18 protein-coding genes are annotated in these 24,919 nt (G+C 49.2%); 8 read left to right on the top strand and 10 right to left on the bottom strand.

Features of this window, described 5'->3' with window-relative positions; translation table 11 throughout:
• The first annotated feature begins 16 nt into the window (after positions 1–16).
• Positions 17–2,332, top strand: a complete 2,316-nt coding sequence (locus DU000_RS01780; RefSeq protein ID WP_114401635.1) for a RelA/SpoT family protein — start codon at positions 17–19, stop codon at positions 2,330–2,332.
• A gap of 13 nt (positions 2,333–2,345) precedes the next feature.
• Here the strand turns inward: DU000_RS01780 and greB are convergent, their stop codons facing one another.
• On the bottom strand, positions 2,346–2,888 hold the full coding sequence (gene greB / locus DU000_RS01775; protein WP_114401634.1) for a transcription elongation factor GreB: 543 nt from the start codon (positions 2,886–2,888) through the stop codon (positions 2,346–2,348).
• Between the two features lie 149 nt (positions 2,889–3,037).
• Between greB and DU000_RS01770 the strand changes: the two genes are divergently transcribed.
• Positions 3,038–4,777, top strand: coding sequence for a putative bifunctional diguanylate cyclase/phosphodiesterase (locus DU000_RS01770; protein ID WP_114401633.1), 1,740 nt, complete (start codon positions 3,038–3,040; stop codon positions 4,775–4,777).
• Positions 4,778–4,795: 18 nt separating this feature from the next.
• Here the strand turns inward: DU000_RS01770 and phoU are convergent, their stop codons facing one another.
• From phoU to DU000_RS01735, 7 genes are all read right to left on the bottom strand, one after another.
• The gene (gene phoU / locus DU000_RS01765; protein WP_114401632.1) at positions 4,796–5,494 is read right to left on the bottom strand and encodes a phosphate signaling complex protein PhoU; all 699 of its coding nucleotides are present in this window, start codon (positions 5,492–5,494) and stop codon (positions 4,796–4,798) included.
• 72 nt (positions 5,495–5,566) lie between these two features.
• Positions 5,567–6,241 (bottom strand): ribose-5-phosphate isomerase RpiA, encoded by a 675-nt coding sequence (rpiA, locus tag DU000_RS01760; protein ID WP_114401631.1) that lies wholly within the window; start codon positions 6,239–6,241, stop codon positions 5,567–5,569.
• A 58-nt stretch (positions 6,242–6,299) separates the two neighbouring features.
• The gene (locus DU000_RS01755) at positions 6,300–7,562 is read right to left on the bottom strand and encodes a sensor histidine kinase (RefSeq protein ID WP_114401630.1); all 1,263 of its coding nucleotides are present in this window, start codon (positions 7,560–7,562) and stop codon (positions 6,300–6,302) included.
• 289 nt (positions 7,563–7,851) lie between these two features.
• On the bottom strand, positions 7,852–9,609 hold the full coding sequence (gene lpdA, locus DU000_RS01750; RefSeq protein WP_114401629.1) for a dihydrolipoyl dehydrogenase: 1,758 nt from the start codon (positions 9,607–9,609) through the stop codon (positions 7,852–7,854).
• A gap of 159 nt (positions 9,610–9,768) precedes the next feature.
• Positions 9,769–11,412, bottom strand: coding sequence for a dihydrolipoyllysine-residue acetyltransferase (gene aceF, locus DU000_RS01745; protein ID WP_114401628.1), 1,644 nt, complete (start codon positions 11,410–11,412; stop codon positions 9,769–9,771).
• Positions 11,413–11,504: 92 nt separating this feature from the next.
• On the bottom strand, positions 11,505–14,207 hold the full coding sequence (aceE, locus tag DU000_RS01740; RefSeq protein WP_114401627.1) for a pyruvate dehydrogenase (acetyl-transferring), homodimeric type: 2,703 nt from the start codon (positions 14,205–14,207) through the stop codon (positions 11,505–11,507).
• Between the two features lie 231 nt (positions 14,208–14,438).
• Positions 14,439–15,725 (bottom strand): ABC transporter substrate-binding protein, encoded by a 1,287-nt coding sequence (locus DU000_RS01735; RefSeq protein WP_114401626.1) that lies wholly within the window; start codon positions 15,723–15,725, stop codon positions 14,439–14,441.
• A 241-nt stretch (positions 15,726–15,966) separates the two neighbouring features.
• Between DU000_RS01735 and DU000_RS01730 the strand changes: the two genes are divergently transcribed.
• The 4 genes from DU000_RS01730 to DU000_RS01715 all read left to right on the top strand — a co-directional run bounded on the left by DU000_RS01730 (position 15,967) and on the right by DU000_RS01715 (position 20,628).
• Entirely contained in the window at positions 15,967–18,771 is a 2,805-nt protein-coding gene (locus DU000_RS01730; protein ID WP_114401625.1) for a PAS domain S-box protein, read from the top strand.
• Positions 18,772–18,786: 15 nt separating this feature from the next.
• The gene (locus DU000_RS01725; protein WP_114401624.1) at positions 18,787–19,398 is read left to right on the top strand and encodes a response regulator transcription factor; all 612 of its coding nucleotides are present in this window, start codon (positions 18,787–18,789) and stop codon (positions 19,396–19,398) included.
• 21 nt (positions 19,399–19,419) lie between these two features.
• Positions 19,420–20,118: a DUF1963 domain-containing protein gene (locus tag DU000_RS01720; RefSeq protein WP_114401623.1), complete on the top strand. Its 699-nt coding sequence runs from the start codon at positions 19,420–19,422 to the stop codon at positions 20,116–20,118.
• 81 nt (positions 20,119–20,199) lie between these two features.
• Positions 20,200–20,628 carry a hypothetical protein gene (locus tag DU000_RS01715; RefSeq protein WP_147266947.1) on the top strand — a complete coding sequence of 143 codons (429 nt, stop codon included), beginning with the start codon at positions 20,200–20,202 and terminating at the stop codon, positions 20,626–20,628.
• Between the two features lie 172 nt (positions 20,629–20,800).
• Here DU000_RS01715 and lhgO read toward each other — a convergent pair whose 3' ends face one another.
• Positions 20,801–21,988 carry an L-2-hydroxyglutarate oxidase gene (gene lhgO / locus DU000_RS01710; RefSeq protein ID WP_114401621.1) on the bottom strand — a complete coding sequence of 396 codons (1,188 nt, stop codon included), beginning with the start codon at positions 21,986–21,988 and terminating at the stop codon, positions 20,801–20,803.
• A gap of 58 nt (positions 21,989–22,046) precedes the next feature.
• Entirely contained in the window at positions 22,047–23,021 is a 975-nt protein-coding gene (locus DU000_RS01705; protein WP_114401620.1) for a Bug family tripartite tricarboxylate transporter substrate binding protein, read from the bottom strand.
• Between the two features lie 171 nt (positions 23,022–23,192).
• Between DU000_RS01705 and DU000_RS01700 the strand changes: the two genes are divergently transcribed.
• Complete coding sequence (locus tag DU000_RS01700) at positions 23,193–23,882, top strand: FadR/GntR family transcriptional regulator (protein WP_114401619.1); 690 nt, start codon at positions 23,193–23,195, stop codon at positions 23,880–23,882.
• 59 nt (positions 23,883–23,941) lie between these two features.
• Positions 23,942–24,814: a bifunctional methylenetetrahydrofolate dehydrogenase/methenyltetrahydrofolate cyclohydrolase FolD gene (gene folD / locus DU000_RS01695; RefSeq protein ID WP_114402060.1), complete on the top strand. Its 873-nt coding sequence runs from the start codon at positions 23,942–23,944 to the stop codon at positions 24,812–24,814.
• Positions 24,815–24,919 lie beyond the last annotated feature (105 nt).

Genomic DNA, 24,919 nt, shown 5'->3' with positions numbered 1-24,919 from the left:
ATCGCAGGGGATTCTCATGCCTGCCAATCCGCCACCCAGCGCCGATACCCAAGCAGCGAGTCCACAAGAGAAATCCCCTGTTTCAAAAAAAAACCATAGCATTACCGGCTTCATTCCTGAATACGGCTCTCATCTTTACGGCTTTAGTGAACACTTAACCGATACCCCACCAGCAGTTGCTTCACTGGCCAGCCTCACACAGCTTGTACAGCAATATTTGCCAGAAAGTGCCGTCAAGCAAATTCGTGATGCCTATCGCTTCAGTGATGCCGCTCACCTTGGCCAATTCAGACAAAGCGGTGAGCCCTATATTTCTCACCCCATCGCGGTTGCTGAGATTTGTGCCCAGTGGCGACTTGATCAAGAAGCGCTCATGTCTGCGTTGTTGCATGATGTGATGGAAGACTCAGGGATCGCAAAACAAGAATTATTAGAAAAATTTGGGCCCGAAGTTGCCGAATTGGTAGACGGCCTCTCCAAGCTAGACAAGCTTGAATTTCAAACCCGTGAAGAAGCACAAGCCGAAAACTTCCGCAAGATGCTGTTGGCAATGGCTAAAGATGTTCGAGTGATTTTGGTCAAACTGGCGGATCGCCTGCACAATATGCGAACGCTCGATGCGATGCGTGCCGATAAACGCCGCCGAATCGCCCGTGAGACGCTCGAAATCTATGCACCGATTGCCAACCGACTGGGGTTAAACGCGATCTACCGTGAGTTACAAGACCTCAGTTTTAAGGCCGTTAACCCTTACCGCTATCAAGTACTACGCAAGGCAATTTTGGCTGCACGCGGCAATCGACGCGAGGTGATTGGAAAGATTCTGCAGACCGTTAAAACCAAGCTTCCTAGCTTTAATATCGATGCAGTCGTGTTTGGGCGAGAAAAAACGATTTATGGCATTTATCGCAAAATGCTTGAGAAGCACCTATCGTTTTCGCAAGTCCTGGACATTTATGGATTCCGTATCGTCGTTGAAAATGAAGCGACCTGCTATCTTGCATTGGGGGCGCTGCACAGCCTTTACAAGCCGATGCCGGGAAAATTCAAAGACTATATTGCCATTCCTAAGGTCAATGGCTATCAATCATTACACACGACACTCATTGGCCCCTATGGCACACCAGTCGAGTTCCAAATCCGCTCACGTGAAATGCACCGAATCGCAGAGGGTGGTGTGGCGGCGCACTGGTTATATAAAAATGATCGGGCTCAACTGAACGATCTACAAAAACATACCCATCAATGGCTGCAATCTCTGCTCGATATTCAGAATCAAACACGGGATGCAGATGAGTTTTTAGAACACGTCAAAGTCGATCTCTACCCCGATGCGGTCTATGTCTTTACCCCAAGAGGGAAAATATTAGCCATGCCGCGCGGCGCCACGGCGATTGACTTTGCTTATTACGTACACACCGATATTGGCAACCATGCGATCGCTGCTAAAATCGACGGCACCCAGTCGCCACTAAGAACAGAACTCAAAAGCGGTAATGTGGTTGAGATACTCACTGCCAACACAGCACGCCCGAATCCCAGCTGGTTAAACTTTGTGCGGACGGGCCGCGCTCGCTCAGAAATTCGCCACTATCTCAAAACCATGAAGTTGGAAGAATCGATTGCCCTCGGTGATCGCTTACTAGAGCAGGCCTGGGAAAATATTGCAGGTCGGCATCATGCCATCCCCGATAGCGCCTGGCAAAAGCTCACTAAAGAGCTGGCAGCTAGCAGTAAAGTGGATATTTTGGCGGACATTGGCCTCGGCAGGAAAATGCCGGCCGTTCTGGCGCGGCGTTTGTATGCCTTCAGTGAAAAAGCAGACAATCCGCAGACGGCAGCGCTGCTGGCGACGAGCAGCGAACATTTACAGGAACCGCTCAGCCAAGCGATCACCGTCTCTGGTAATGAAGGCTCTGCGGTGCATTATTCAACCTGTTGCCACCCGCTGCCTGGTGATCCTGTGATTGGTCATATGCGGGGGGGACAAGGGCTGTTTGTCCATACTGAAGACTGTCATACTGCGCGCCGTTTACGCAGCAAAGACCCAGAACGATGGGTAGAAATTGAATGGGCACTGGATACCCATGGTCTTTTTGATACGCGCATTGATGTGGAAGTGATCAACGGTCGAGGCGTACTTGGTAAGGTCGCGGCGGCCTTATCCGAGGCAGAAGCCAATATTGTTCAAGTGCAGATGGATGAAGAAGCCGGCACCAATACAGCACTGAAATTTAAAATTCAAGTTCATGATCGCGTTCACTTGGCACGTGTCTTCCGTAGCCTTCGCAACTTAGCCGCGGTCACCAAAATTCATCGCCTCCGCCATTAAGCGAGATCAGTAGTCACTCTGCGCACGGCGCATACTCAATCTCCATAATGGTAAGAACTTCGAGCCCACGCGGTGAACGCAATGTCACCGTGTCGCCCACATAGGCTTTGAGAAGCACACGTGCAACGGGAGAAATCCAACTAATTTTCCCCTGTAACGGTGCTATCTCATCCACCCCGACAATCTGGATCGTATGCATCCGCCCATGCTGATCTTCATACTTGACTCGAGCACCGAAAAAAACCTGGTCTTGGTTAACTTGGTCAGCAGGATCAACCACCACAGCCAGATCCAGCCGCTGGGTCAGGAAACGGATGCGCCGGTCGATTTCACGTAAGCGTTTTTTGCCGTACAAATAATCGCCATTTTCTGAACGGTCTCCATTTGAAGCCGCCCAGGAAACAACCTTAACAACCGCAGGACGCTCTTCGTCAATGAGCTGTAGTAATTCCGCTTTTAATCGTGCCAAGCCCACTGGGGTAATGTAATTTTTTGTGCCCTGCGGGGTATCCTGATGAGACGTTTCCTCTTCTTCGCAACCTTGATTTATGCTCATTTTTTTTGCTTAGCTTTCATTGTTTAAGACAAATAACGGTTTAAGTTACGTGCTTTATAGTCGTTATTCTTATATCTAAAATCTGCTCACTTTTGTAAGATTACTATTCTATTGATTCTGGGCGAAACGCCCGTCAACCAGCGCTGCCCATGCACCGAATTTTACTAGTTGATGATAACGAAGACGATGCTTTGCTCGCCAGCGCGCAAATTGAGCGTGCCTTGGGCAAGTTTTCGCATCGCCGTGTCGAAAATGCACTAGATTTTCGCCATGCCCTGGTAGAGGAAGATTGGGATCTGATCATTTGCGATCACTCAATGCCACAGTTTGACTCACGCGCCGCTTTGATGATCGTCAAAGAATTAAAGAATGAGACGCCCTTTATTGTGTATTCCGGCCATTATTCGGAACAAGAGGGCATACAGGCCATGCAGCGGGGTGCCAGTGACTTCGTTGAAAAAGGGAGCCCTGCCCGCCTGATTCCGGTTGTGCAACGTGAATTAAATACTTCACGTTTGCGACGTGCCAAATCGGTTGCTGAAAACGAAATTGAATCATTATCGCGTTACGACAAATTAACCCGACTGCCAAATCGGCAGTTTTTTCTCGATATCGTGGACGCTAAGCTCACGCAATTGCAAGAAGCCCATGAACAAGCGGCCTTGCTGTACATTGATCTAGATCGATTCATGCGAATCAATGAATCGTTCGGCTACCAAATTGGTGATTTTTTAATTCAGACTTGTGCCGCTCGTCTCAAAAGCCTTCCCTACAATGTCACCATTTGTCGGTTAAGCCAGGATGAATTTACCCTGTTGCTTGAGAATTGTGCTTCTAATCACGATGCCATTCATCTTGCTGAGCAAATTCTCGGGCGCCTAGGTGAACCCTGTTATGTGACGACGCCAGACCAACAAACCCAAGAACTCTATCTATCTGCCAGTATCGGGATAGCGATGTTTCCACTACAGGGAATCGATGGCCCCGAATTAATTAAAAACGCTGAAAGCGCCATGTACCGAGCTAAAAGCCAGGGTGGACAGCGTTACTTGTTTTATGCGGATGAATTAAGTGGCCGCGCTTCACGGCGCTACATGTTGGAATTAGGATTGCGCCATGCAATCAGCCGGGGCCAAATTTATCTGGAGTTTCAGCCTGTTTTTGACCTCGCGAGCGAAAAACTGATTGGAACAGAAGCCTTAGTGAGGTGGCGTAACCCAGAGTTTGGCCTGATCCGCCCAGACGAGTTTATCCCGCTTGCCGATGAAACCGGCATGATTATTCCACTCGGCGAATGGGTCTTACGCGAAGCTTGTTTGCAAACGCAGCGCTGGCATGCCGCTGGCTACAGTCATTTAAATATCGCGATCAACTTCTCGGCGATTCAATTCCGACAAGAAAAATTGGCTGAGAAGGTATTGCCGATAATTTTAGAGACGGGCATCGCGCCTGATCGCATTGAAGTTGAAATTACCGAAACTGTGGCGATGCAGGATGCAGAAAGCGCGATTCAAACCCTAAAAAGTTTGAAAAATTCGGGAGTGCGAGTCGCAATTGATGACTTTGGCACCGGTTACTCATCACTTAGCTATTTACGTAAATTTCCAATCGATATTTTGAAAATCGATAAATCATTCGTGCGCGATATTGAAACAGACCCAGACGATGCGTCGATCGTCCGAGTGATTAATGCACTGGGGCATGCGCTGCGGCTAGAAATGCAAGCCGAAGGGGTTGAGAACCTGGAACAGCTCAAATTTCTGCAAAATGAAGGCTGCCAACGGGCCCAGGGCTATCTGTTTAGCATGCCCCGCAGTGCTGAGGCTATGACAGAAATGCTAGCGCAATACCCAAGTCAGTTTGGGTTTAGACAATTCGGCACCACCTAGGCACCGATATAAGAAGCTTCAGATACGCGCCGTAGTTTCGGCTTGCTCAACACCCTGATGACGAATGTCTTGGCCCTTAACCAAGTACACAACCTGCTCCGCCATATTTTTGGCGTGATCTCCAATACGCTCTAGTGCTTTTGCAATAAACAATAAATCAATCGAGCGTGAAATAGTTCTGGGATCTTCCATCATGTACGTGACCAGTTGGCGAAAGACCGAACTAAATTGATCATCAAGAGAAAGATCTTGCCGAATAACAGCGGCGGCCTCAGGAGCATCAAGACGAGCAAAGGCGTTGAGAGACTGGCGCAACATATCAACGGCTTGATTTCCCATCGAGCTGATCTCAACCCGAGGCATATTCGTCCTACCAGCATCGTGGATGAGTTTGGCATTGCGCGCAATCTTTTCTGCTTCATCGCCGACGCGCTCTAAATCGCGTGTCATTTTGCCGACGGTCAACACCATCCGCAAATCATAAGCTGCCGGCTGTAATCTGGCGATAAAGTTGGTGCAAGCGTCATCCAAATCTGTTTCAAATTTATTGATTTCTGACTCACGACGAATCACTTGATTAACAAGCAATAAATCACCATCAACAAACGCTTCAATCGCATTAATGATTTGCTGCTCGACCGCGCCGCCCATCTGCAACAGCGTACTCCGTAGACGCTCTAACTCTTGATCGTATTGTTTGAAGGTATGCTCGTTCATGGACGTTGCCTCAGTAAATTTGTCTAACTATAGCTGTCATAAATGACAAAAATATGACACTCATACAGTCAATCAACCAGGATGTTTGGTTTCGACCCCATTCGGCGTGCCGAGCAAGAGAACATCGGCCCCACGCTTTGCAAATAAGCCATTACAAACAACCCCCACGATCTGATTTAGAGCTTGCTCAAGGGTGTAAGGGTCAACAATTTGCAGGCCATGTACATCAAGAATCACATTCCCATTATCGGTTGTGAACCCCTGACGTAAGCGTGGTTCACCACCAAATGCAATCAGCTGACGCGCCACATATGAACGCGCACTGGGAATCACCTCAATCGGCAAAGGGAATTGGCCGAGGATCGCCACCAGTTTCGATTGATCCGCAATACAAATGAATTTCCGTGCGACTGCGGCAACGATCTTTTCTCTGGTAAGCGCCCCGCCCCCACCCTTGATCATGGCTAAATGAGTATTCACTTCATCAGCGCCATCAACGTAAATCGGTAACTCGCTCACTGAATTCAAATCGAATACCTCGATACCCAAGGCTTTTAGTTTTTGCGTGCTGCGCTCCGAGCTTGATACTGCCCCTCGAATATGATCTTTCTTGTCCGCTAGAGCATCAATAAAACAATCTACCGTAGAGCCGGTACCCACACCAATAATCGAGTCTTCAGGTACATAGGCAAGCGCCGCTCGCGCAACGTCTTGTTTGAGTCTTTGTTGATCAACCGTACTCTGCACAATTCCCCCTAGCTAAACTCAAGTCAAGCTTCCATTATAGAGCAGCAGCCAGACTCGCTTAACCGAGGGTAAAGTAAAATGTGGCCCCTTTTCCTGGGCTGCCTGTTGCCCAAATCATGCCACCATGACGCTCAATGACACGTTTAGTCAGTGCCAGACCAAGCCCAAAGCCTGCAATCCCGCGCCCCATATGCAAACGATAAAAGGGGCGAAATAAATGCTCCGCATCGCGCGTTTCAAAACCAATCCCATTGTCTGTAAGTACGTAAGTGAGAATAGGCCGCAGACCACCGGGGGGAACTAATAATTCTGCTGAGAAAGAAACTTCGCAAGCGCGATCGGGATGAGCATATTTGACAGCGTTCGACAGTAAATTCATTAAAACACTATGCAGTAAAATTCGATCTCCCAGTACCGGCATCGCATGTCGAATGCGCAATGCGGGTTGAATTTGCCGCTCTACAGCATAAGCGCCACAAACCTGCTGCCAAATTACCTTCGCTTTTTCAGCCAAGTCTATCGGTTCAATGTGTAACTCGGCAGTCACCATCCGCACCGCCTGCATGACATATTCCAGCATACTCGCGACCTCTTCTGCGGCATCTTTGATTTTCCGCAGCAAACGCTGTGGCTCAGTCTGCGTCGCTGGATTGATATGCTCTCCTACCATACTGGCATAGCCGTGAATAGCCCGCAAAGGGGTGCGCAGGTCATGGGCCAAAGAATACGTCAAAGCTTGCAATTCATCATTTGCGGCCTGTAGCTCGCACAGATTCACATAACTCTGTGTAATGTTGATATGCTGAATCAGGACGCAACTGACATCCTGTTCTTGTCCGTGCGGCAAGCGATGCGCCCGCAGTTCAAACCAACGCCGCTCATGCAGACTATGGCAGGGATAAGTACACGCAAAGTGCTCGCGCTGACCATGAATAATTTGCTCTATGGCATGGCGAATATCAGCAGCATCATACTCAGCAGCCACTACGCGGGCTTGAGGGTTGGTTGGCTCTGGTGCGCAAATTGAGTCAAGATAATTTTTACCAATCCAAGCCGCTGCATTAGGGCTACCACCATTGGCCCCAGAAAATTGGCACCAGTGATGATTTACCAGCAGAATTCGCCCAAACTTATCAAGAACGGTAATGTTGGCATCGAATGCGTCAATCATGCTCTGCTGAATGTGCCATACCGATTCAGTCATCCCCAACGCGATAGCCAATACACGTGCCTGACTAATGTCATCTGTGACACCACTATGGACTTGCTCGGGAGAATGAATCCGTTGATATTTAATCAAGGGAGAACTGAATGGCTGCATGCAGATTCCCCTTGTGTTTAATGATGGCAAAAATACATTCCAGTCCAAGCAGCAAAAAACGCACCAAAATAGTTCAAAATTATTCTAGTACATGAAATTATTTTTAACAGTCATCATAGACAATATTATGACAATTACTAAACCAAACTTAACGCTATTTAATAAATATCAGTTTAATTGCCTCTCAAAGGATGTTTTATTAGACCAACTGGCTAGACATTTGGTTAGACAAATAAAAAACGCTCTCAAGCCATTGCGGCTGAGAGCGTTAGCACCAAGATGGTGCGATTTATTTTTTCTTTTGTGGGGGCAGATCGGTACAAACACCTTTGTACACTTCAGCGGCCATCCCGACAGACTCACCCAGCGTTGGGTGCGCGTGAATGGTTTTACCCACATCAACAGCATCGGCACCCATTTCAACGGCTAAGCAGATTTCGCCGAGCAGATCACCGGCATGTGTGCCCACAATCCCGCCCCCTAAGACGCGGCCAGTCGCTTCATCAAAAATCAATTTGGTAAAGCCTTCGTCACGGCCATTCGCAATCGCGCGACCGGAAGCCGCCCACGGGAACACGCCTTTACCGATTTTGACGCCGTTTTTCTTGGCTTCATCTTCGGTTAAGCCCACCCAAGCCACTTCAGGATCGGTGTAAGCAACAGAGGGAATCGTGCGCGCATCGAAGTACACTTTTTCACCATGGGCGACTTCAGCCGCAACGTGTGCTTCATGTACGGCTTTGTGCGCCAGCATCGGCTGCCCGACGATATCGCCAATCGCGAAGATGTGGGGCACGTTGGTACGCTGTTGTTTATCGACGGGGATAAAGCCACGCTCATTCACAATCACACCTGCTTTTTCGGCACCGATTTTTTTACCATTCGGCGCACGACCTACCGCTGACAACACCATGTCATAACGCTGTGGTTCCGCAGGGGCGTTTTCGCCTTCAAAGGTCACGTAAATGCCATCGGGTTTCGCTTCAACAGCAACGGTTTTGGTTTTGAGCATGATGCGATCAAAACGGCCTTCGTTTTTCTTCTGCCAAACTTTGACCAGATCGCGGTCCGCACCTTGCATTAGGCCATCCATCATCTCAACCACATCTAAACGTGCGCCGAGCGCGGAATACACCGTACCCATTTCCAGACCGATAATGCCACCGCCCATGATGAGCATTTTTTGTGGCACAAAGCGCAGTTCGAGCGCGCCGGTGGAATCGACAATGCGAGGATCTTCCGGCACAAACGGCAACTTCACCACGGAAGAGCCCGCAGCAATAATCGCTTGCTTGAACTTGATGACCTTCTTACCGCCGTCAGCCAGAGTCACTTCGAGATGATGCGGGTCAAGGAAGCTACCCACGCCCTGCACGGTTGTCACTTTGCGGGCTTTCGCCATGCCAGCCAGACCGCCAGTGAGTTTGCCGATCACTTTGTTTTTGTGATCGCGCAGCTTGTTGATATCCACTTGCGGTTCACCAAAGCTGATTCCAATATCGGCCATGTGCTTGGCTTCTTCCAAGACGGCGGCACTGTGCAGCAAGGCTTTAGAAGGAATGCAACCGACGTTCAAACAGACACCACCGAGGGTACTATAACGTTCAACCAAAACGGTTTTCATGCCAAGGTCGGCACTGCGGAACGCGGCGGAATACCCGCCGGGGCCTGCGCCGAGTACCAGCATATCGAACTCTTCATCTGCCCCACCACCAAAACTAGCGGCAGCAGGAGCGGGTACGGCAGCAGAAGCAGGCGCTGCGGCAGGAGTTCCAGTTGCAGGCGCAGCAGAAACAGCAGCGGCACCCGAGGCTTCAAGCAACAGCAACAAGGAGCCTTCGCTCACTTTATCGCCCAGCTTTACTTTCAGTTCTTTAATGACGCCAGCAGCTGAGCTAGGGATTTCCATACTGGCTTTATCGGACTCCACCGTAATCAAAGACTGTTCTTCTTTGATGGCGTCTCCGGCTTTTACCAATACTTCGATGACTTCCACTTCTTTGAAATCACCAATATCAGGGACTTTAACTTCGATTAGGTTGCTCATGCTTGCACCCTTTAATAAAAACAGATTAAGTATTGATTCCAGCAAGTCATTGGAGGGATAACAAGGCGGTAAGAAAATTCACGCGCAGATAGTACATGTAGTACAGCGAGCATGAATTTTCGACACCAACACAGTTAGCGCTTCAATGACGAACTGGAATTAGATCATTACGCGGCGGAAGTCTGCCATGATTGCGCCAAAATAAGCATTGAAGCGAGCCGCAGCAGCACCATCAATCACGCGGTGATCCCAAGACAGTGACAAGGGCAGAATCAAGCGTGGTACGAACTCTTTACCATTCCAAGTTGGTTGCATACTAGATTTGCAGACACCCATAATCGACACTTCAGGTGCGTTGATAATCGGCGTGAAGTAACGACCACCGATGCCACCCAGTGAAGAAATGGTGAAGGTACCACCGGTCATTTCAGCAGGACCCAGCTTGCCATCACGGGCTTTCTTGGCCAGCTCACCCATTTCTTGGGCGATTTGAGCCACACCTTTTTTGTCGGCGTCTTTAATCACGGGCACGACCAAACCATTCGGGGTATCAGCGGCAAAGCCAATGTGGTAGTACTGCTTCAGCACTAAGTTATCGCCATCCAGTGACGCATTAAATTCTGGGAATTTCTTGAGTGCCGCTACCGCCGCTTTAATCATGAACGCCAACATGGTGAGCTTGACACCTGACTTCTCATTTTCTTTGTTCCACTGGACGCGGAAGGCTTCGAGATCAGTGATATCGCAATCATCATGGTTGGTCACATGGGGAATCATGACCCAGTTACGATGCAAGTTAGCACCAGAAATTTTCTTGATGCGTGACAATGGCGCGGTGGTGACCGGGCCAAATTTCGCAAAGTCTACTTTTGGCCATGGCAACAGGCCGAGCGCAGCACCATCCGCATTTGCAGCAGTGGCACCCACTTTACCGGCACCGCCTTCAAACGCCGCGACAGCACCTTTGACGTAAGCCTGTACATCATCGTGCACGATTCGCTCTTTAGGACCGGAACCTTTTACTTTGGACAAATCAACGCCCAGCTCGCGTGCAAATTTACGCACGGAAGGGGAAGCGTGTGGCTTGGTGATATTGCTATTGTCGTGCGAATCGAAAGTAGTGGCAGCGGGAGCTGCCTTAGCCGGTGCAGAAGCAACCGGAGCTGGCGCGGCAGCCGTCGCTGGTGCAGGTGCGGGAGCCGCAACAGCCACAGCGGCAGCAGCGCCTTCGAGTACCAGCAGCGGTGTACCTTGCGACACTTTGTCGCCCAGCTTCACTTTAATTTCTTTCACGACACCGGCGGCCGAGCTAGGAATTTCCATGCTGGCTTTGTCGGATTCAACGGTGATCAGCGATTGTTCAGCGGCAACGGTGTCACCCACTTTAACCAGAATTTCAATGACTTCCACTTCTTTGAAATCACCGATATCCGGCACGTCCACTTGCACAGGGCCACTCGCAGCGGCAGGAGCAGCCACAGACACAGCTGCGGGGGCTGCTGGTGCGGGAGCGGAGGCTGGCGCAGCTGCAGTTTCAGGTGCAGCTGCTGGTGCAGCGGCACCGGCGGCTTCTACAACCAGCAACAGCGTGCCTTCGTTAACCTTGTCACCTAATTTAATTTTGAGTTCTTTCACCACGCCCGCAGTGGAACTTGGAATTTCCATGCTGGCTTTGTCGGATTCGACGGTAATCAAGGATTGTTCGGCGGCAATCGTATCGCCGACTTTCACCAACACTTCAATTACTTCAACGTCTTTGAAGTCGCCAATATCGGGGACTTTGACTTCAATTAAATTGCTCATCGTTGTCTCTTTCTATTCATTGCTTGTTGATCGCATACAGTCTTTGTGCTGACAGCAAATGGCCCCTACAGAAGAGGGGCCATGACACCAAATTACGCGTATTGCGGATTGGCTTTCTCTGGGTTAATGCCGTATTTCTTGATCGCTTCAGCGACTTTGGCGAGCGGCAGTTTGCCTTCATCGGCCAAGGCGCGCAAGGCAGCCACTACTACGAAAGAACGGTTAACTTCAAAGTGCTCACGCAGTTTGGCGCGGAAGTCAGAACGACCAAAACCATCTGTACCCAACACGCGATAAGTGCGACCCGCAGGCATAAACTGGCGAATCTGATCGGCATACACTTTCATGTAGTCGGTCGTCGCAATAATCGGGCCTTCGCTCTTAGCAAATTGCTGTGTGACATACGGTACCTTCTGGGCTTGCTCGGGATGCAACAAGTTCCAGCGGTCGCAATCCAGACCTTCGCGGCGCAGTTCATTGAACGAAGGTGCACTCCAGATGTCGGCAGAAATGCCCCAATCTTTTTCCAGCAACTCGGCGGCGAACATGGCTTCACGCAGAATCGTGCCCGAACCCATCAACTGCACACGCAGTTTGTTTTTGCCACCGTCTTGCAGTTTGTACAGGCCTTTGATGATGCCCTCTTCCTGACCTGCTTTCAGGCCTGGGTGGGCATAGTTTTCGTTCAAGAGCGTGATGTAGTAGAAGACGTCTTCTTGGTTCTCCACCATGCGCTTCAAACCGTGCTGCATGATGACCGCCACTTCGTGTGCGAAGGTTGGGTCGTAGGATACGCAGTTCGGCACAGTGGAAGCCAAGACGTGGCTGTGGCCATCTTCGTGCTGCAAACCTTCGCCGTTCAGCGTAGTACGACCAGACGTACCGCCCAACAAGAAGCCACGTGAACGTAAGTCACCTGCGGCCCACACTAAATCGCCTACGCGCTGCAAACCAAACATCGAGTAGAAAATGTAGAACGGAATCATGATGCGGTTATTGGAGGAGTACGACGTCGCCGCCGCAATCCAGGATGACATCGCACCGGCTTCGTTAATACCCTCTTGCAGAATCTGACCACCCTTATCTTCGCGGTAGTACATCACTTGATCGCGATCGACGGGGGTGTATTTTTGGCCTTCGGGGGCGTAAATACCAATCTGACGGAATAGCCCTTCCATACCAAACGTGCGGGCTTCGTCCACAAGAATCGGCACTACGCGTGGACCGATTTCTTTATCACGCAGCAATTGCGTCAAGAAACGCACATAGGCTTGGGTCGTAGAGATTTCACGGCCTTCAGCAGTCGGCTCCAGCACCGGTTGGAAGGTTTCCAAGCTTGGCACTTTAAATTGTTCATCGGCTTTCGCGCGACGCTGGGGCAAGTAGCCGCCCAGCGCTTTACGACGCTCGTGCATGTACTTCATTTCCGGCGCATCATCGCTCGGCTTGTAGTACGGTACTTCGTGCAACTTATCATCGGGAATGGGAATATTGAAACGGTCGCGCATTTCGCGAATCGTTGCGTCTTCCAATTTCTTGGTTTGGTGTGCCGTATTGCGGGCTTCACCGGCTTTACCCATGCCATAACCTTTAACGGTTTTAACCAGCAGCACGGTCGGTTGACCTTTGTGTTTTACGGCTGCGGAGAAGGCGGCATACACCTTGTTGGGATCATGGCCACCGCGGTTCAAACGCCAGATGTCATCATCGGACATGCGGCTGACCATTTCCAGCAGCTCTGGGTATTTACCAAAGAAGTTTTTGCGCACAAACGCGCCATCGTTGGCTTTGAAGGATTGGTATTCACCATCCACGGTTTCGTTCATTAACTTAACCAGGAGACCGTTTTTATCTTTAGCCAAGAGCGGATCCCAATAACCGCCCCAAATCAGTTTGATGACATTCCAGCCGGCACCACGGAACTCGCCTTCGAGTTCTTGAATAATCTTGTCGTTACCACGCACTGGGCCATCCAAACGCTGCAAGTTGCAGTTAATGACCATCACGAGGTTGTCGAGTTTTTCACGCGCGGCCAAACCAATTGCGCCAAGTGATTCGGGTTCGTCCATCTCACCATCACCGCAGAATACCCAGACTTTACGGTTGTTGGTTTTGGCAATGCCACGGGCTTCCAAATACTTGAGGAAGCGTGCTTGGTAAATCGCCATGATTGGGCCAAGGCCCATGGAAACCGTGGGGAACTGCCAGAAATTCGGCATCAGTTTGGGGTGAGGATAAGAGGACAGCCCTTTGCCATCCACTTCCTGACGGAAGCTATCTAGTTGCTCTTCAGTCAAACGCCCTTCAACATACGCACGGCCATAAATGCCGGGTGAGGAATGGCCTTGGTAATAAATCAAATCACCGCCATGGCCTTCGTGCTCAGCATGCCAAAAGTGGTTCATGCCTGCACCAATCATGGTGGCAGACGACGCGAAGGAAGAAATATGGCCACCCAGATCGCCGCCATCAGCGGGATTGAGGCGGTTGGCACGCACCACCATCGCCATCGCGTTCCAGCGAATATAGGAGCGGATGCGCTCTTCATATTCCATATTGCCGGGATTTGGGTCTTCTTGGCTGGGGTGAATCGTATTCACATACGCGGTCGTCGCAGAATAGGGCAAATTAGTCCCATTGCGACGCGCTTTATCAATCAGGGTTTCGAGCAGGAAATGGGCACGCTGCGGGCCTTCTCGCTCCAACACAGCATCGAGCGCATCAATCCACTCTTGGGTTTCTTGGGAATCAATATCGGTTGTCAACAGACGTGACGAGTCTTGCTGCGCGGACATGCTGTCTCCTGGTTTTAAGATCGTTAGTGAATATTACAGTCCGAATCCGGATACTCAGGATCGAACCAATCCTCGCGAATGGGGATTCTAAATACAGTCCCATCGAAACACAAGCATTTTTTCAAATTACGAGATGATTTTTTATATTATGAAATATTAAAAAATAAACCGCCAGGGTGACTGACGGCAGAAAGATATCTGATTTTAGTGTCAATTCAGTGAAAGGCGTCCCTATCCCTGCTTTTTGCGTTGCAGCAAGCCACGTCGCGCATCTTCACTGTAGGCATACACCACCCGCCCCTGCTTGACTTGTCCCATGACCAACATATTCGGTGTAACGGCATCATGATCAAGACGGGTAAAAGGCTTTTCGTAGACAGTGATCGCTCCTGGAACCCGCTTTTGGAGATTTTCGAGTGCCTGCACAATGGCTTTACCCTCAGTAGATCCCGCCTGCCAGAGTGCTGCCGCTAACAAGAGCATGGCATCGTAACCCTGCGCTGCGGACATGGGTGAAGCAATTCGCCCAGTTTTGAAAGTACTGGCGTAGGCTAGTAAAAAAGAATTTTTCGAGGAAACGCCGCCTTCCTGAATAAAAGTTTGCGTCATCAATGCCCCCTCACCCGCGCTGCCTGCGCCATCAATAAAGTTGGCCATCGACAATGTCCATCCGCCCACTAATAACACCTTCCAGCCGAGCTGCTGTACCCCACGCGCAATCGCGGCCAACTCCGGACCGATACCCCATAAAATTAGCGCCTGCGCTTTGGTCGCCCGAGCGCGCCGTAGCTGCTCGGTCATATCGGTATCACCAACTTTGAAGCGCTCAATACTGGATAAGGCAACGCCCTTTGCATTCGCGGCATCGCCGACTGCCTTGACGCCTGCATCGCCATAGGCTGTGGCATCAGCCAATAGCGCCACTTGCTGAAACCCACGCTTTGCCATGTCTTCCATAATAATTTGAGCTTCTAGTGTCAGGGTTGGCGACAGGCGAAAAATATAGTTATCAGGGGCATTCGGTTGATCTGCTGCTGGCGCATATTTCTTGGTCAGCGCGGGTCCGGTTGAGACCGCGACTAACAGTGGAATTTTATGCTTCTGATATGTATCGATCGATGCCATACCAACCCCAGTATTGACAATACCAATGGTAGCCACAACCTTGTCCTTTAATACCAGGTCCTCGGCTATCGCCGCACCGACTTGTGGATTGGCCTGATCATCACGCTCGACCAATTCCAGCGGCCGACCTAGTACGCCACCGATGTAATTCAGCTCATTAACGGCCAACCGAACCCCATTACGCATACTTTCCCCCATTGGGGCAGAACCCCCTGAGTAGGGCCCACTTAAACCAATTCGCAGTGGAGAACTCTGCCCCCAACCTCGCGAAAAGGGACCAACGGATAAAACTGCGGCGGCTAGGGTGCTGGTTAAAAACTGCCGCCGCGTAGGCAGCTGTGAATTACTTGCGTCAACCGCCAGATCCGGTTGAGTGAATACGCTAGGCGACATTGTGCTTACCTCCTTGATTAATTGACTGTGTCATCTATTGGAGTTTTAGGTATTGAGAGAACGATGACAATCAGACATAAGCATTAGCACTCTAGCGCTAAGCAGTGAACATCTGAACTGGTATTTACCCGATATGCGATTCAATGCTTGTGATGACAGCAAGATGGCGTCTAAACTTGGGAACAATTGAAGTAGTATTTCGATAGATTTTTTTCACACGACTCGTTTCACCCATATTGCAATGCGGCAAATCAAACATTGGCTCGGCGCAACAAGACCCGATCAGCAAATTTCTTTTTACTCACTGATGCCCGTGTTGGCGCTACTGCTGTTTATTGGCACCATGTTTTTGCTGTTACGGTTGCTGCAAACGACTGAAATAGAACAAGTGCGGGGAACACTACTACGTGACACGGAATGGGCGCAGCAAAGCATGCGTTTGCATCTGCAGTTAAATCAAGATTCACTGGTTGGGTTGGCACGAGATATCAGCCAACAGCGAATCGATAATTTATCCTTTCAGGTGCAAACTAAGGATTACATGGTGTTGAATCCAGAGTTAGAAGCGATTTACTTGAGCAATCATGAGGGCCAAGTCCAATGGCTGAGTACCAGTGGGCGGCTGAATGAACGTAAATTCCGCTTACTAGGCCAGAATTTAAAAAGTCTTCCTGTCCCTAATCATAGCTACACCACCTTTTTAGCGGCAAAAGAAACAGAGCGAACGGCTTACAGCGCCCCTTACTTCACGACTGATCGGGAACGTAACCCTCATAGCTATATGGAAGTACAAGTACCGGTGATTCGTAGCGGGCAATTTTTAGGAACGGTAACCGGGGTGTACTCGATTCTCGGATTACTGGAACAAGTCGTACCACGCGAAATTACCCGCAAATATTCCGTGACGATTACCGAGGAGAGTGGGCGCGTCTTGGCTAGCACCTCACCCGAAGAAAAACAGGGGGAAAGCCAAGCTGTCACCCGCGCCCAGACACTCAGCTATGAAGTCCTGATTGACCCACCCGGACAGGGAATTATCTTAAAAACATATGCCATCCGCCCGCAGAGTGAACTGGCGCGAAGTATCTTATTTTGGCTTGTGATCGGCTTATCAATCACCATCATCTGGAGCTTGGCCATGTTGTGGCGGCATACCCGACGCCGCATGGAAGCTGAACACAGTCGCGATCGTTTTTTTGCGGTATCGCTGGATATCTTGGCAATCTTGCGCACCAACGGCCAAATTGAACGCATCAACCCGGCGACTGCGCGGTTACTGGACCAACCGCATACCAGTTTAATTGATAAGCCGATCAGCACCCTGATTCACCAGAGTGATCAAGCGTTATTTCAACAACAATTTAAACAACTCCTGGAAGCCAGAACCGAAGTCGAAAGTGCCCTTAGCTTTTCTTGTCGCGCTGCGGTTGTGAGTGCTCAGATCAGCCCGCGCTGGCTCGCTTGGGAATTGAAACTAGATTTGGCCTCAAAACCTGCGGCACGCCGCATTTATGCTGTAGCCCATGATATTACTGAACGCAAACAGGCTGAAGCCGCATTAATTGCTGAAACCGCTTTCCGCCGCGCGATGGAAGATTCGATGCTAACAGGCATGCGCGCCTTCGACAAACAAGGAAAAATCACCTACGTGAATCGGGCGTTTTGTCGGATGGTCGGTTGGGAAGAGAATGAGTTGATTGGTACTTCCCCCCCCTTCCCTTATTGGCCCGAGGAAGATATTCCTCAGCAATGGAAAAATTTAGACATGGTGCTCGAGGGTCGGGCCCCCAGCAGTGGCTTTGAAGTTCGCATACAACGGCGGCATGGAGAAAAATTCGACGCACGAATGTATGTATCGCCCTTGATTGACAACCAGGGCGAACAAAGTGGCTGGATGACCTCGATTACGGATATTACGGAACCCAAAAAAATCCGTGAAGAACTGGTCGCTGCCCACGAACGCTTTACAACTGTGCTGAACGAATTGGATGTCGCCATCTCCGTTGCTACCGACGTCAACAATCAACGGATTGATCGAGATCACCAACATACTGCTGAACTTTTGTTTGCCAATCGCTATTACCGGCAATATTTTAGCCACGACAGCCAGGGCCACCAGCGGTTGCATGCTGAGGCAGAACAACTGCCCAACTATCCAACAGATCAACACAATGGATTGAACATGCAAGTCAGTGAGGTGCAAGACCCACAAACAGGTCATTGGTATGAGCTACGCAGAAGAGCCATCAAATGGGTAGATGGTCGCCATGCCACCTTACAGATTGCGACCGATATTACTCAACGTAAACAAGCAGAGGAGCTGGCACGCCAACAGCAAGAGAAATTGCAACTCACTAGCCGCCTTACCACCATGGGGGAAATGGCCTCGTCTCTTGCGCATGAGCTAAACCAGCCACTCACCGCGATTGCCAATTACTGCATGGGGATCAGTAACCGTGTCAAACAACAGAGTATTCAGCCAGACGAACTGATTACTGCCCTAGAAAAAACCAGTCAGCAAGCCGAACGAGCCGGAAAAATCATCCGCCGCATCCGTGAATTTGTCAAACGTAGTGAACCCAATCGCCGCCCTTGTGATCTGGCTGTCGTGATTGAAAATGCAATCGGCTTTGCTGAGATAGAAGCGAAAAAGAAAAATATTCAAATCCTGACTGAGTTACCATCGCCTCTACCCACTGTCGAAGCAGACACCATACTGATCGAACAGGTACTGCTTAATTTGCTAAAAAATGCGGTTGAAGCCAGCGATAGCAAACACCCCCCACTGGCGCCAGCGGAGCGGGTTGTCGTGTTAAAACTCATCCAAGATAATGCGCAGTTAACTTTCAGCGTTCATGACCGAGGAACGGGAATCGCCCCCGACCATATCAATAAACTCTTTGATCCTTTCTTTAGCACTAAAGCTGAAGGCATGGGAATGGGCTTGAATATTTGCCGCTCAATCATTGAATTTCATCACGGACGACTCTGGGTCGATTCACAACTGGGTCAAGGCAGCACGTTTTACTTTACCCTGCCCCGCTAAAAATAGGAGACACATATGACGCAGCTCGCTGGAACCATTTATATTGTGGATGATGATGATGCCGTCCGTGATTCACTGCAGTGGCTGCTGGAAACTGACCCGACCTATCGGGTCAAAACCTTCCCCAGCGCCGAGGCTTTTTTAGCTCACTACGATAATAATCCGGTGGGATGTTTAATTCTTGATGTGCGCATGCCTGGTATGAGTGGTCTTGAATTACAAGAGCAGCTGAATGCCCGTGGTTCAACTCTGCCCATCGTATTTATTACCGGCCACGGGGATGTCCCCATGGCGGTTTCCACCATGAAAAAAGGGGCAGTCGACTTTATTGAAAAACCCTTCAACGAGGCCGAACTGCGCCGCATAGTAGAAACCATGCTCACAGCATCTCGCAGCCAGCACGAAAAGAACACGTCTAAACAACACCAAGAAGCCCTACTCGCGAAGCTAACCGCCCGTGAAAATCAGGTGCTGGAAAGAATTGTGGCCGGTCGCCTCAATAAACAAATCGCCGATGACTTAAATATCAGTATTAAAACTGTGGAAGCGCATCGCGCCAATATCATGGATAAGCTGGGCATTACGACCGTGGCTGATTTAATGAAAATTGTCTTGCAAAAGTACTAATTGATCGCCCTCATCCATTCAATGAATAGATTAAGATATTCGCATTGCCTAAATTTTTCTACCGCCAACTATCCCTCCATAGAAAATAGGCAATATCTCAGCACACAATTTGGCGGCCAGCCCACTTGGATCAATCAACCCTGCTGGCCACTGAGTGCAAAAACAAACGCGCCCATGACCTTTATTGGGCAGATTGTGATCCCGTCTGAATTGTTTACGCAAGCAGATGGGCAGTGCGCGTACTTATTTATTGCCGATAGTGATGGATCTTTGCCAACATGGGAACCAGAAAGCGGTGAAAACGCGGTAATTATCCAATCGCCGCACGCACTCTTTTCACCACCGACTTTCTTAACGCTCAGCTCATTAGCAACTGGCCCTACTGTGCTGACTAAGGCTCATGGCGCAGAAACGGATAGAGTTGAATTATTTATCCCTACGTTTGATTTACAAATGGAACCACAATTCCATACGCAAGCGCAACGAGCGATACTTGATGACGAGAGCGCTAAGGCATACGACCATGCGATGTGGGGCAATAAAATTGGCGGCCAACCATGGTTTATTCAAGGTGATGAATATCCTATTGGAGATACCTGGCAACTACTTGCACAATTGGATGAATGCGCCCTACCTTTTTATGTGAATTTCGGTACTGGTTATGCTTATATTTTTATTAATGAAACGCTTAACGAAGGGCGTTTACTCTGGCAATGCTAATCATTTTCACAAAGAGATACAGATTAATTAACCTCAGGGTAAATTCAGCACATTTAAATGGACTTACGGAAGACAATGAAAATGGAATCTCAAATCCACTGGTGGCTCTTAGGTCTAAGTTGCACCTTATTTGCTGCCTGCTTGTGCGGGGAAGCCTATTATTTAGAAGGAGACCGACGTGACGCTTACTCCTCTGCCCTAGGGCTGTTAGCCGTTGGCTGGATGGGGGTGTTTTTTCATATTTACACATGGCTAGCCAACCCATTATTAATCATCGCTTGGGTATTTACTGGGCTCAAGCAATACGAAATCGCATTAGCTTGTAGTGGCCTAGCGGTGATTTTGATGCTGAGTTTTTTACGCCACAAAAAAATTATTGTTAGCGCTGTGCCAGACTATGCAACTATCGTTGGTTACGGCTGTGGCTATTGGTTATGGGTTGGCGCAGCGGCTGTTTTAGCCGCAGGATGCGCCTGCCTGACCGCTCTAAAATTGCTCCAAAAAGCGTAATCTGATTGGAAATCGGTCAATCAGAATGAGTGGGGTATGAAGTGCGACACTATCACTGAGCAAAGTCATTAGCCTTCACGTATCCGCAGATGGATACCGAAATCTGATTGCCCGACAAGCCAGAGAATACGCAGTTGATGGCTGATGAAAATCCTCCTACGCAATTAATTACTCACCTAGCCAAGACTTTTTCCACAATCATCTTCCCAATCGGAAAGGCAGAGGTCGCAGCAGGAGAAGGCGCATTACATACATGTAGCATTCTCTTACTCTCTAAAAATAAAAAGTCATGTACTAACTCACCATTTCGCATGACTGCTTGTGCGCGTATGCCTGCTTCATAGGGTAATAAATCTTCCAGCTTCAAGCTCGGACAATATTTTTGACACAAAGCCAGATAACCCGACTTATAGATCGAGTTTTTCATCTCACTCAGCCCAGACTGCAAGTTATCCGCAATCACACGCCAAAAACCTGGGAAGCTGAGATAAGACGCCATATCGCGCAGATTCACGGAAAACTTTTTGTATCCTTCTCGTGCAAAACCCAGTACCGCATTTGGCCCCACGGTGACGGAACCATCAATCATGCGCGTCAGGTGCACGCCCAAGAAAGGTAATTCAGGATCGGGAATCGGATAAATCAAATGGCTAACAATATTATTCAAATGCGGAGGTAGCTGGTAATACTCCCCCCGGAATGGAATGATCTGATGTTGAATCGCTAAACCGGCTAATTTTGCAAGACGGTCAGACTGCAAGCCGCCGCAGACAATTAGGTGCCTTGCTTGCCATTCTTGCTGACCATCGGAGATGACGATCCCATTGCCATACTCCGCTATCTGTGTCACGGTTACGCCAAGCTGTATCGTCACGTCTTGCTGAACGAGCAATGCGGCAACTTTCTCGCAGATTTGGCGATAGCTAACAATGCCCGTTGTCGTGACCTTCAAGGCACCCAGGCCCGCTATATTTGGCTCCAGTTCCGCTAATTCGGACTGGTTCAAGGGCTGAATATCCAAACCATTCTCAATGGAACGCTGGTGCAGCGCCTGCATGCGCTGCATTTCCACCTCATTGGTTGCCACTAGTAATTTGCCACAGACATCGAAAGGAATATCGTGTTCGGTACAAAATTGCTTAGTCGCTTCCGCCCCCTCTTTGCATAGACGCGCCTTTAAACTACCTGGTGCATAGTAAACACCCGCATGGATCACACCGCTATTGTGACCAGTTTGGTGTTTAGCTAACGAGCTTTCTTTTTCCAAAATCAATATCGTCGCAGCGGGCTTTTGTTTTTTTAACTCGAAGGCAGTCGCTAACCCGACGATGCCGCCGCCGATAATACAAAAGTCATACATCGTCTACTTCCTAAAATAATTTTTAAACAGGAGGGGCGCCCCCCCTCCGCAGGCTTGATTAATCGTTGAACTTGATATTTTTAGTTTTAACGATGTTTTTCATTTTCATATACTCAATCTCGGCCTGCTGCTTAAACTCAGCAGACGAATTACCTATCGGCAATGCCCCTTGGGTTTGGAGCTTGGCTTTGACCTCAGCTTGAGTCAACGATTTTTGCACGGCTTCCTGCAACTTTTTAGTGATTGCCTCAGGTAAATTCGCTGGCGCAACTAAGCCATACCAAGCCGGTTCATTAACTAGTGGATGGCCTAGTTCGCCAAATGTTGGCACATTCGGGAAGAGCTCTACTCGTTTAGGAGAAGCAACCGCCAACGCTCTTAGATTACCCGCTTGGATATGCGGCACAGATGAGGGCAAGTTATCAAACATCATGTCAACTTGACCACCCACTGTATCTGTTAATGCTGGGCCAGACCCACGATAAGGAATGTGCGTGAGCTTAGTTTTAGTACTCTCTTCAAACAACTCACCCATCATATGCATCACCCCACAGGTTCCTGAACTTGCATAGGTGTATTGCGTCGGTTTTTCTTTAATTAGCTTGATTAACTCAGCCAGATCTTTCACCGGCAATTTTTTAGGATTCACGGTAACCACATTTGGCACACCAGCAATATTACTGATGTAAGTGAAATCTTTCATTGGGTCATAAGATAGCTTGTCATTACACGCAGGTACCGTCGCCACCGTACTGACCGAAGCAATCCCTAATGTATAGCCATCTGGGCTGGCCTTTGCCAACGCGTCCGCACCAATCGCCCCCCCTGCCCCTGCACGGTTTTCAACAATGAAAGGCTGCCCCAACGCTGTTGAAAGTTTATCTGCGATTAATCGCCCAATAATGTCTGTCGAGCCACCAGGCGCAAATGGGACAATTATTTTCACGGGCTTGACCGGATATTCTGCAGCCATCAAGGTAAGCGGCGCTTGAAGGAGTGCTATCCATACAATCTTTACGGCAGATTTAATCATCTTTGTCTCCTCATCTGTAGCAAATGTTTAATGCGATATTTTTAAACGTATTTGATAAATATCGGTGAGACTAGCCATAGACTGGATAATTCGCAGCAATATTTATATTGTTATATTATAACAATATAAATCAAAGATCACCCCCCAGCTTTGCTGTGATAGTGTATTAGTATGAACCCAAATGTAATTACACTCACCGATCAAGTTGCCGAACATCTTGAACAAGAAATCAAGGACGGCACCTACCCAATTGACAGCAAGATCCCCACCGGCAAAAAATTGTGCGAGCAATACGGTGTCAGCATTGTGGTGGTCCGTGAAGCGATCGAACGCCTGAAATCCAAGGGTTTACTGGCCTCCAAGCAAGGGGCGGGCGTGTTTGTCAAAGCACTGACAATTGATACAGGCTTACAGTTTGAAGCCCCGATTCAGGACAATGAATTTAAAGCCTTGATTGAATTACGGATGGTGATCGAATCTGGCGCCGCCGCCATAGCGGCTAAAAATGCTTCGAAGGAAGATATAGCCGCCATCAAGGATGCGCTCGCCCATCTCAAAAAGAACCTATACGGCCCGCTTAGTATTGATGCGGATCTGGGCTTTCATCTCGCCATTGCGCACGCCACAAAAAATCACTATTTCATTGAGTTACTTCACTATCTGCACGGCAAATTACGTAACGCTATTGAGAATGCCCGCGCTAACAGCGCTCAAAATACGGGATACACGGAAGCCGCTTACCATGAGCATGAGGCCATATATCGCGCCATCGCGGCCAAGCAACCCGAGAATGCAGCCGAAATGGCCACGCAGCATCTACAAAAAGTGCTGGAACGCTTCTACTCAAAGAAAAAACCTTGAATTAATAAAATTCGAGCATGGTAAAATTCCAAATTCAATTCTTCTTCAAGATCACTGCTATGCCCGCTACCCTGATTGATGGAAAGCTACTTTCCAGTGTCCTGCGCGACGAACTACGCGAACGCATTGAGCGAGTCGCGGATCATGGCTATAAACCTGGCTTGGTCGTTATTCTGGTTGGGGCAGATCCAGCGTCGAGTGTGTATGTTAAAAATAAAATCAAAGCCTGCGAAGACGTTGGCATTTACTCTGTTTTTGAACATCTGCCCGCCACTGCCAGCGAAGAAGAACTTTTAGACGTTATTCAAGCCTATAACGATGATGATTCTATTCAAGGCATCCTGGTCCAACTGCCATTGCCTGCGCACTTAGATGCCCACAAGGTCATTGAAGCGATAGCAGCTGAAAAAGATGTCGATGGTTTTCATCTATCCAGTGTTGGAGCGCTGGTCACGGGTAAACCGCTATTCCGGCCTTGCACCCCGTATGGCGTAATGAAAATGCTGGAAGCACATGAAATCCCCTTGCGTGGTGCGCACGCGGTGGTTGTCGGCGCTAGCAATATTGTTGGCAAGCCAATGGCAATGCTACTGCTGCAGGCAGGAGCGACGGTCACCATCTGCAATAGCAAAACAAAAGACTTAGCACACCATACCAAGCAGGCTGATATTTTGATTGCCGCGGTTGGCAAACCCAATATGATCACGTCGAGCATGGTTAAACCCGGTGCCGTCGTCATTGACGTCGGCATCAATCGCCTCCCCGATGGGAAACTGGTGGGTGACGTTGACTTTAACAGCGTCAAATATGTTGCCGGCTACCTGACACCGGTTCCCGGCGGCGTCGGCCCGATGACCATTACCATGCTGCTGACCAATACGGTGGAAGCCGCTGAGCGAGCCTGCGCAACTCAATTGGCTTCGCTGAATTAATTTCTCCACCCTCAACGCCTAACATTCCTGAAATAAGAGCAGCCAGTCAACTCGGCCCTGAGCTAGCCACCTAATTTATAGCTACAATAAAGTTTCAAGCGCGCT

Source organism: Parvibium lacunae, from assembly GCF_003335215.1.
Lineage (GTDB): Bacteria > Pseudomonadota > Gammaproteobacteria > Burkholderiales > Burkholderiaceae_D > Parvibium > Parvibium lacunae.
The sequence above is the reverse complement of the archived record's forward strand: the minus strand, read 5'-3'. Positions and strand labels throughout refer to the sequence as shown.